This window comes from Gordonia sp. (in: high G+C Gram-positive bacteria), from assembly GCF_020438995.1.
Lineage (GTDB): Bacteria > Actinomycetota > Actinomycetes > Mycobacteriales > Mycobacteriaceae > Gordonia.
Genome location: NZ_JAGQTN010000277.1, coordinates 1 through 9,466, shown reverse-complemented (window position 1 = coordinate 9,466; position 9,466 = coordinate 1). Strand labels below are relative to the sequence as shown.

At 68.2% G+C, this 9,466-nt stretch carries 9 protein-coding genes; 1 reads left to right on the top strand and 8 read right to left on the bottom strand.

What is annotated here, in order from left to right:
• Positions 1-1,740 (top strand): acyl-CoA dehydrogenase (locus KDB67_RS19905; protein WP_291019703.1); only part of this gene is annotated, 1,740 nt, incomplete at its 5' end.
• Positions 1,741-1,816: 76 nt separating this feature from the next.
• Here the strand turns inward: KDB67_RS19905 and KDB67_RS19900 are convergent.
• From KDB67_RS19900 to KDB67_RS19865, 8 genes are all read right to left on the bottom strand, one after another.
• Positions 1,817-2,368, bottom strand: coding sequence for a DUF3093 domain-containing protein (locus KDB67_RS19900; RefSeq protein ID WP_291019701.1), 552 nt, complete (start codon positions 2,366-2,368; stop codon positions 1,817-1,819).
• A complete protein-coding gene (locus KDB67_RS19895) occupies positions 2,365-2,796 on the bottom strand; it encodes a hypothetical protein (RefSeq protein WP_291019699.1) in 432 nt (143 codons plus the stop codon). The genes KDB67_RS19900 and KDB67_RS19895 overlap by 4 nt, the downstream gene beginning before the upstream one ends.
• Complete coding sequence (locus KDB67_RS19890) at positions 2,783-3,451, bottom strand: hypothetical protein (RefSeq protein ID WP_291019697.1); 669 nt, start codon at positions 3,449-3,451, stop codon at positions 2,783-2,785. Before KDB67_RS19890 ends, KDB67_RS19895 begins: the two co-directional genes overlap by 14 nt.
• A gap of 46 nt (positions 3,452-3,497) precedes the next feature.
• Positions 3,498-4,475: a porphobilinogen synthase gene (gene hemB, locus KDB67_RS19885; RefSeq protein ID WP_291019695.1), complete on the bottom strand. Its 978-nt coding sequence runs from the start codon at positions 4,473-4,475 to the stop codon at positions 3,498-3,500.
• A 13-nt stretch (positions 4,476-4,488) separates the two neighbouring features.
• Positions 4,489-6,201 carry a bifunctional uroporphyrinogen-III C-methyltransferase/uroporphyrinogen-III synthase gene (locus KDB67_RS19880; protein ID WP_291019693.1) on the bottom strand — a complete coding sequence of 571 codons (1,713 nt, stop codon included), beginning with the start codon at positions 6,199-6,201 and terminating at the stop codon, positions 4,489-4,491.
• 129 nt (positions 6,202-6,330) lie between these two features.
• A complete protein-coding gene (hemC, locus tag KDB67_RS19875; protein WP_291019690.1) occupies positions 6,331-7,263 on the bottom strand; it encodes a hydroxymethylbilane synthase in 933 nt (310 codons plus the stop codon).
• Between the two features lie 47 nt (positions 7,264-7,310).
• On the bottom strand, positions 7,311-8,666 hold the full coding sequence (locus KDB67_RS19870) for a glutamyl-tRNA reductase (RefSeq protein ID WP_291019688.1): 1,356 nt from the start codon (positions 8,664-8,666) through the stop codon (positions 7,311-7,313).
• The gene (locus KDB67_RS19865) at positions 8,663-9,376 is read right to left on the bottom strand and encodes a redox-sensing transcriptional repressor Rex (RefSeq protein ID WP_291019686.1); all 714 of its coding nucleotides are present in this window, start codon (positions 9,374-9,376) and stop codon (positions 8,663-8,665) included. Before KDB67_RS19865 ends, KDB67_RS19870 begins: the two co-directional genes overlap by 4 nt.
• Between the last annotated feature and the right edge of the window lie 90 nt (positions 9,377-9,466).

Sequence of the window (9,466 nt, the reverse complement as noted above, 5' to 3'; positions counted from 1 at the left end):
GCCGGGAATGGTTTCGCCGCACCGGGTTTCGCAGCCGATCATGGTGGCACCGGCGATGTGGGGGCCGCGGTCACCGGCATCGAGACGCTCGGTTATGCCGATCTGTCACTGATGGTGAAATCCGGTGTGCAGTGGGGGCTTTTCGGTGGTGCCGTCGAAAATCTGGGCACCGCAAGGCATCACGAGAAGTATGTGCCCGGCATCATCAATCTCGACGTTCTCGGCTGTTTCGCGATGACGGAGACCGGACACGGTTCCAATGTGGCGGCGGTGGAGACCACCGCCACCTACGACGCGGCCACGCAGGAATTCGTGGTCCACTCCCCGACCGCGTCGGCACGTAAGGACTACATCGGCGGGGCGGCCGAACATGCCAGGGTCGCAGCGGTTTTCGCGCAGCTCATCACCGGTGGACCCGGTGAGGAACCCGAAGGGCGCGGCGTGCACTGCTTCGTCGTACCGATCCGCGACGACGACGGCAACGACCTGCCCGGAGTCACCACATCGGACTGCGGCTACAAGGGCGGCCTGGCCGGTGTCGACAACGGCCGCGTCATGTTCGACCAGGTGCGCATCCCGGCGGAGAATCTGCTCAACCGGTACGGCGACGTCGCTGAAGACGGCACCTACTCCTCACCCATCGAATCCACCAACAAACGCTTCTTCACGATGCTCGGCACGCTTATCCGGGGCCGCGTGTGCGTGGCCGCCACCGCGGGTGCCGCCGGCCGCAAGGCACTCACCCTCGCCACCCGATACGGCTTGCTGCGCAAGCAATTCGAGGCACCCGACGAGCAGGGTGAAGTCACCATCCTCGACTACCTGGGCCATCAGCGAAAACTGTTGCCGCTCATCGCGAAATCGTACGCCATCGCGATGGCGCAGAACGACATCACCGCACGCCTGGCCGCGGCCGATCCCGACGGGGCGCGCAGGCTCGAAGCCGACGTCGCCGGGTTCAAGGCATACTCCACCTGGCATGCGTCGAACGCGGTGAACACCGCGCGCGAGGCGTGCGGCGGCGCCGGCTACCTCGCCGAGAACCAGCTCTCGATCATCCGCGGCGACATCGACGTGTTCACCACCTTCGAGGGCGACAACACCGTCCTGTACCAGCTCGTCGGCAAGGAACTGCTCGGCGCGTACGCCGACGACATCCGCGGGCTGTCAGCTCGCGGCTGGGTGCGGTTCGTCGCGACGATGGCCCGCGACGTCGTCGCCGAGAAGACCGCGGTCCGTCAGGTGATCCAGACCATCCTCGACGACTCCGACGAGGACACCGACGACTCGTCGCTCACCAATCGCGGCACCCAGATCCGGTTGCTGCGCAAACGCGAGGACCACCTCCTGCGCACGTGCGCGCAACGCCTACAGAAATCCAAGTCCGACGACGACGCGTTCGACGTGTTCAACAGCGCCCAGGATCACCTGCTCAAGGTGGGCCACGCACACACCGAACGGCTCGTGCTCGAGTCGATGATCGCCACCATCGCCGAATGCGAGGATGGGCCGGTCCGCGAGCTGCTGTGGAAGGTGTGCGACCTGTTCGTCTACTCGGTACTGGAAGCGGACCTGGCCTGGTTCCTGATGCACCGCCACGTCTCCGTCGAACGCGCCAAAGCCGTCCGCCGCGGCGTCAACGACCTGTGCACCGACCTACGCCCCCACGCGCGCGCTCTGGTCGATGCCTTCGGCATCCCCGAACAACTCCTCACCGCCCCCATGCTCGACCACGGATAGCCGAAAAAAACCGCCCTCCACGGGCCGGTTGCCGGAAATACGCGGCGGGCACGCTGTGGAGGGCGGTTTTTGTTCGTCAGTTGTCTTTGCGGCCGCGCGGGGGAATGCCGAGCTGGACGGCGTGGACGGCTTCGGTGAGTTCGCGGCGCAGGGTCTCGACGTCGCGGGCCCACGCCTGGGCGAGGGTGCCGTCGGCCAGTTTGACGCCGATACCTTTGCGGCGGCGGGGTACGCCGTGTAATTCGCCGAGCGCCTTGGCGCTCTCCCACTTCTTGGACTCGGGGCTCTCATTGGGCGGGAAGATCTTCTTGATCTCGCTCAGCGGCAGCGTGCGCGTGCCCTGCCGCAGTGTGGTCTCGGTGAGGCACACGCTGACGTGACGGCGGGCGGCATACACCTGGACCAGCGAGAACGACACCAGGATCAGCCCGAACATCGACATCACCGGCCAGTGCACCTGGCCGGGCCCGGAGATCTCCATCGCGAGGACGGCGCCGACCATGACCGGACCGATCGCCACGACCCACCAGCTGCCGCCCTGTTCGGCGAACAGCACTTCACCCTCATCGACGGGTGCGGCCGGCTTCTCCTCGTTCAGGGGCTCGTCGGCCGCCGGGCTGTCGCTCATTTGTGCCCCTTGGCCGGACGCTGCTTGTCCTTGGGCTCGCCCGTGTACCAGGCCTCCGATTCGGGCCGGTAGGCCAGCAGCGAACCGAACAGGCCCGCGATCGCTGCGAGCAGCGGGAAGGCGAAGCCCACTCCCACTCCGATGCTGAAGAACATGAGCATCGCCACGACAACGAGGGTGAGCGCGGCCAGCGACGACCGCCACCGCGCATCGCCGACGAACGCCCGGCTCCCCATCAGCACGTACGCCACACCCACCGCGATCAGCAGCACCCCGACGCCGACCGGTGCCAGCGTCGAACCGTCGACGAGGAAGCCGGCGATCGCCCCGAGAACACCGAGGGCGATCAGGCCGATCCCGCCTCCGAGCCAACAACGGTATGCCCAGGTGACGTACTTCGGGCGGGTCGCGGGGTCAGGTTTGATCACCGGTGTTGCGTCCTTCGGTCTGATTGGGCTGCTGTTCACCATACGACGGGCCCGGGTGCGGCGGATACGGCGGATAGCCGGCGACCGGAGGCTGGATCGGCGGTACGTTGCGCTTGTCGGGGTTCTTCCTGTCGCGGCGGTAGCGGGCCATCTCCCGGCAGTACGTGTAGGTCTCACCGCGCATCATCATCACCGCCGCTCCGAGGGCGGCGACACCGCTGATCACGGTCGGGATCATCACCCAGCCCGACGCCATGTCGCCGAAGAACGCCAGCACCATGCTGACCGCGACGTACATGCTGATACCGCCGAGCGCGATACGGGCGGCGTTGTAGCCGCTGCGGGTCAACAGCACCACGCCGATACAGACCGCGGTGATCCCCACGCCGACCACCACCATCACCCCGATGATCGTCGATGATGCGGACAGCAGGTCGATCTGATCCTGCGGGGTGTCTTTCGGCAGATCGGCCACCGCGTCGGCGAAGTAGTCACGAATCATCGGGTACTGGCCGACGAAGGCGATGATCTGCCCGACGATGACGACGACCCACAGTTCGACGGCGATCGACACCGACTCGACGAGCTTGGGGCGGCCCGCGGGGAGATCACCGGGGCGCTCGGGCTGTTGCGCCGTGGGGAACGGAACGGACATGTCACCTAGCCTAGGACACCGGGCTCAACGAGAACTTACGCCGCGATCAGCCCAGCCACGTGGCGACTTCGGCCGCCCAGTAACTGAGGATGATCGACGCTCCGGCCCGGCGGATCGAGGTCAGCGATTCCAGGATCGCGGCATCGCGGTCGATCCAGCCGCGCTCGGCGGCGGCCGTGATCATCGAGTACTCGCCGCTGATCTGGTAGGCGGCCACGGGCACATCCGACATCTCGGCGACGTCGCGGACCAGATCGAGGTAGCTCATGGCCGGTTTCACCATCACGATGTCGGCGCCCTCGTCGAGGTCGAGGCGCACCTCACGCAAGGCTTCGAGACGGTTCGCCGGATCCTGCTGGTAGGTGCGGCGGTCGCCCTGCAATGAGGACCCGACGGCCTCGCGGAACGGTCCGTAGAACGCGGAGGCGTATTTGGCGGCGTAGGCGAGGATGCCGGTGTCGGTGAACCCCTCGGCGTCCAGGGCGGCACGGATGGCGGCCACCTGGCCGTCCATCATGCCGCTCGGGCCCAACAGGTGTGCCCCGGCACTGGCCTGCGCCAGCGACATCGCCACGTACCGGTCGAGCGTGGCGTCGTTGTCGACACGGCCCGCGTCGTCGAGGACGCCGCAGTGGCCGTGGTCGGTGAACTCGTCGAGGCAGGTGTCGGCCATCAGGACCGTGCTGTCGCCCAGGTCGGCGGCGAGCTGCCGCAATGCCCGGTTGAGCACACCGTCCGGGTCATCGGCGCCGGAGCCGGCAGCATCCTTGGACACCGCATCGGGCACCCCGAACAGCATCAACCCGCCGACGCCCGCGGTCACAGCCTCCTCGGCGGCCTTCCTGAGCGAATCGGTGGTGTGCTGCACCACGCCCGGCATCGATGAGATCGGCCGCGGTGCGTCGATGCCGTCGGCCACGAACATCGGCAACACCAGCTGCCGCGGCGCCAAGGTGGTCTCGGCGACCAGTCGGCGCATCGCCGGAGAAGTGCGCAACCGACGCGGACGAATCACAGGTGACACCGAACCCAGCCCCTCAGCTCCGCGACCGCCGCGGCTTCTTGCGCGGCGGCGGCAACGCACCCTCGGCCCGCAACCGGGCGGCGTGTTCGGCGAGTGCGTCCACCAGATCCGGTATCGACGCCGTCTCCGGCTGCACGTCGACACGCAGACCGAACTCGGTGGCCGTCTCGGCGGTCTTGGGCCCGATGCACGCGACGATGGTCCGCGCGTGCGGCTTGCCCGCGATGCCGACGAGATTGCGCACCGTCGACGACGAGGTGAAGCACACCGCGTCGAAACCGCCGGTCTTGATCATCTCGCGGGTCTCGGCCGGCGGCGGAGCGGCCCGCACCGTGCGGTACGCGGTGACGTCGTCGATCTCCCAGCCACGATCGCGCAGTCCCTCGGACAGGGTTTCGGTAGCTATGTCGGCGCGCGGCAGCAGTACCCGGTTGACGGGGTCGAACACGTCGTCGTAGGGCGGGAACACGTCGAGCAGCCCGAGCGAGCTCTGCTCCCCCTCGGGCACGAGTTCGGGGTTGATGCCGAAGGCACGGACCTTGTCGGCGGTGGCCTCGCCCACGCAGGCGATCTTGACGCCGGAGAAGGCGCGAGCGTCGAGACCGAACTCGGCGAACTTCTCCCACACGGCACGCACCGCGTTGGTGGAGGTGAACACGACCCACTGGTAGCGGCCGTCGACGAGGCCCTTGACGGCGCGTTCCATCTGGGCGGGGCTGCGCGGCGGTTCGACGGCGATCGTCGGCACCTCCTTGGGGACGGCGCCGTGCGAGACGAGCCGGTCGCTCATGTCGGCGGCCTGATCCTTGGTACGCGGCACCAGCACGGTCCAGCCGTACAGCGACCGCGACTCCCACCACGACAGCTTGGAACGCTGGCTCACGGCCTTGCCGACGGTCAGCACCAGCGGCCCGGCCAGCGCGCCGCCCAGTTCGTTGATGGTGGCGAGGGTGCCCTCGATGGTGCGCTGGGCACAGGTGGTGCCGTTGATGGTGATAGCGACGGGGGTCTGGGCGGCCATGCCGTGTTCGGTGAGCGCGCTGGCGGCCTCGGCCAGATGTCCCGACGTCGCGTGCAGCACCAGCGGTCCGGGGGCGGCTGCCAGCGCCGGCCAGTCGACCTCGCCGCGCACGTCGGCGGCTGTGTGGGTGGACCCGAGCGGCATGCCCGCGTAACTGGGCACGACGGAGGCGGCGGGCAGTCCGGGCAGTACCTCGAACTGAATCGAGGTACGGGCGACGGCGTTGACCTCGGCGAGCACCGAGTCGGTGGTCAGCGGATCACCGGCGACAACGCGCACGACGTCCTCGCCCGCCTTGGCGGCGGCGACGAGCGTGCGGGCGACCTCGGTGGGGTCGCCGAGCGCCGGACGCACCACCGACTCCTCCTCGGCAGGTTCGGCCGGGACTTCCTCGACGGGTGCGGGGATCTGCGTGCCTTCGGCCTTGGCGGCTTCCTCGGCGGCCTTCGCGGCGGCCGACTTACGGCCCGCGCGGCTGCGAGTCTGCTGCGGCACGTCGTCGCGGTAAGCCGAACCGATCAGCTCGACCACCCCGGCCGGCACATCGGGGTCGATGTAGGCGGTCGTCGCATGCACGACGACGTTGCGCGCCCGCACTGTCAGCAGGTCGGGGTCACCGGGACCCGAACCCACGAAAAGTATCCGGCCCGGTCGCCCCAGTCCTGCCCTGTTCCCCGGTGTGACGTTGTTCGCTGCACGGCTCATGCGTTCGCACTCTCCTGCCCTGTCCGTTCAGGGCTGCGGTAACTTGCGCTGTCACCAGCATGAGAGTCGACGGTGTCCGCCGGCGCCGGCACGTCGGGCGAACCCGCCGTGTCTACGTCACGACGTGGGTCAGTCCCGCGAACCGGTGCCGATGAGCTCCGCGGCTCCCAGCTCCAACAGTTCGGCGGCGAGATCCTTGCCCAGCCGGACGGCCTGATCGACCGGACCCACCACCGAAGCGCGGATCACATCCGATCCGTCCTCGGCCGCCACCCCCGCACGCAGCGAGAGTTCGGCGAAGATGCGCCCGTCCTCGTCGATCGACTCCACCACCTCGGCAATGGCTCCGACCGGAGCGGTGCACCCGGCCTCCAAAGCCGCTAGCAACGCCCGCTCGGCCTCCACGGCCGACCGTGTGGATGGGTCATCCAACTCGGCGAGTATTCTCACCAGCTGCGCATCGTCACCGCGACATTCGACGGCCAGCGCCCCCTGTGCGGGGGCGGGAAGCATGACCACCGGATCGAACGCCTCGGACACCACTTCGGTGCGTCCGATCCGTACGAGTCCGGCCCTGGCGACCACGACCGCGTCGAGTTCACCGCCTGTGACTTTGCCCAACCGAGAATCTAGGTTGCCTCTTAGGGGGCGAATTTCCAAACCGAGACCCAATGCTCTAAGCTGTGCTGCCCTGCGTGGGGATGAGGTGCCGATCACCGACCCCGCAGGCAGCTCCCCGAGCACCAGGTTGTCCCTGCTGACCAGCGCGTCCCGCGGATCCGCACGCGGCGGGATCGCGGCGATGAACAGGTCCGGATCGGATGCGGTCGGCAGGTCCTTGTACGAGTGCACGGCCACGTCCACCTCCCGGTTGCGCAGCGCCGACCGGATGGCGGTGGTGAACACCCCGACACCGATCTCGGCGACCGGTGCCGCCGACAGGTCGCCGGCGGTCTTGATGATCACCAGTTCCGCCGGATGCCCGGCGGCGGTGAGCGCATCGGCGATCGTCTGTGCCTGGGTGGTGGCCAGCTGAGAGCCACGAGTCCCGATCCGAATCACTGCATTGCCCCTGATCAGTGCCGTAGGTGATGTCCGTGCCGCAGCGGTCAGTGCTGGGACCGGCGCCGGTCGTCGAGCCCGGTCTCCGGCGCCGACACCGGTCCGGTCGCACCCGGCTTGAGTTCGAACAACTCCCGCAACGCCTCGGCGTAGTGGTCGCCGTTCGGGGTGGCGGCGAGCTGCTTGACCCGGACGGTCGGTGCGTGCAGCAACTTGTCGACGACACGCCGCACCGTCTTGGCGACCTCGTCGCGCTGCGGGTCGTCGAGGCCGGGCAGCCGGGTTTCCAGCCGCAGAATCTCGGCCTCCACCACCTCGGCGGCACGCTGACGCAGCGCGGCGACGGTGGGAGTGACCTCGGCCTGCCGCTGCAGCGTCAGGTAGTCGGTCAGTTCGGCGGCGACGATGGACCGCGCGGCCAGCGCGTCGTTCTCGGCCGCGCGCGTCGCCTCGTCGTCGCGCAGTCCGGCGATGTCGACAATGTGCACGCCCGGCAGCCGGGCCGCGGCTGGGTCGACGTTGCGGGGAAGTCCCAGGTCACAGATGACGAGCGGCGTGGTCGCGGTCCGGGCGGCGAGTGCCTGGTGCACCTCACCCACACCGACCACCGCCCCGACGCTGCCGGTGGCCACGACGACGATGTCGGTGTCGGCCATGACCGAGGCCAGGTCGTCCAGGCCCGCTCCGCGCACCGAGATGCCGTGGTTCGCGGCGACGTTCCCGGCCAGATGTTCGGCGTTGGCCAGCGTCCGGTTGACCACCACCATGTGCCCGACGCCCTCACGCGCCAGATGCGCGGTGGCCAGCCCACCCATCGCGCCGGCACCGATCACGACGGCCGAGCGCAGCCGCGCCGCATCGGGATCACCGGCGATGAGGGTCTTGGCGCGGTGCAGCGCCACCGACACCACCGAGGCGCCGGCCCGGTCGATGCCGGTTTCGGTATGGACGCGCTTACCGACGCGCAGCGCCTGCTGGGCCAGCTCGTGCAGGGTGCGGCCGGCGGCCTTCTCGGCGTCGGCGCTCAGGTAGGCGTTGCGGATCTGCCCGAGGATCTGCTGCTCGCCGACGACCATCGAATCGAGTCCGGCGGCGACGGTGAACAGATGCTCGACGGCGGCCTCGGAGTAGCGCACGTAGGCGTGTTTGGTGAGCTCGTTGACACCCATGCCCGAGTGCTCGCCGAGTACCTCGCCCACGGCTTCGAGGGCCGGGTGGAAGGCGTCGACGACAGCGTAGATTTCGATGCGGTTGCAGGTGGAGACGAGCATCGCCTCGGAGATGGACCGGTGTGCGAGGAGCTTGTGGACGAGTTTGGGCCGGTCGTATTCGGACACGGAGATGCGCTCGAGCACCTCGACCGGAGCACTTCGGTGCGATACTCCGAACAACAGAACACTCACGCGGTCACCGCTTCTTCGCCGATAGCCTGATTACTCTCTGTAGTAGGCACAATACGGTTCCGTGCGGCGGCGGTGCGCACCGCATAGGCCTGGAAGCCGAGTACCTGCAACTCCAAGGCTAAATCAACCTGTCTGACCACGACGTCGGAGTCGACGGACAGGTGCACGGGTGTCACATTGAGCAACTGCCGGATCCCGCTGGAGGTGAACGCATCACAGGCGTCCTGCGCATCCTCGTCGTTGGTGGCGATCACCCCGAAATCGATACCGGTCTCCAGACCGTTGCAGGTGAGCGCAACCTCGCTGAGCGGGACGACCACCAGGTCGTCGCCGAATCTGGTGCCGATGACCGCCGGGTCCGTGTCGAACAGGGCAGCCACCGTGAATCCCCGCCCGAATCCGGCGTGCGAGATAAGGGCGTGCCCGAGCCTGCCCGCGCCCGCGAGCGCGACGGTGTTGGTGCGGTCGGTATGCAGGGCCAGCTTGATGCGTGCGGTCAGCCGGGATACGTCGTAGCCCACACCGCGCACCCCCACGGCACCCACATAGGACAGGTCCTTGCGCAGGATCGACGGGTTCACCCCGGCGGCGGTGGCGAGTTCGACGCTGGAGGCCACGACGGTGCCGCGAGCGCTGAACGACCGCAACACGTACAGGTACGTCGCCAGGCGGGTCACGGCCGGACGGGGAATCGTCGTCGACTGCCCCATCACCCGCCCACCCTTCGTATCCGGTCCTGATCAGCTGCGCTTCTCAGGGTAGTGCCGACGTGTTCCAGCTCACGCCCCGGCCTCTTTACG

Bases quoted from the DNA above. Each gene is read 5' to 3' on its own strand.
- KDB67_RS19900 (WP_291019701.1), bottom strand. From the start codon at position 2,368: ATGAGCGACAGCCCGGCGGCCGACGAGCCCCTGAACGAGGAGAAGCCG.
- KDB67_RS19890 (WP_291019697.1), bottom strand. From the start codon at position 3,451: ATGTCCGTTCCGTTCCCCACGGCGCAACAGCCCGAGCGCCCCGGTGAT.
- KDB67_RS19865 (WP_291019686.1), bottom strand. From the start codon at position 9,376: ATGGGGCAGTCGACGACGATTCCCCGTCCGGCCGTGACCCGCCTGGCG.
- KDB67_RS19880 (WP_291019693.1), bottom strand. From the start codon at position 6,201: ATGAGCCGTGCAGCGAACAACGTCACACCGGGGAACAGGGCAGGACTG.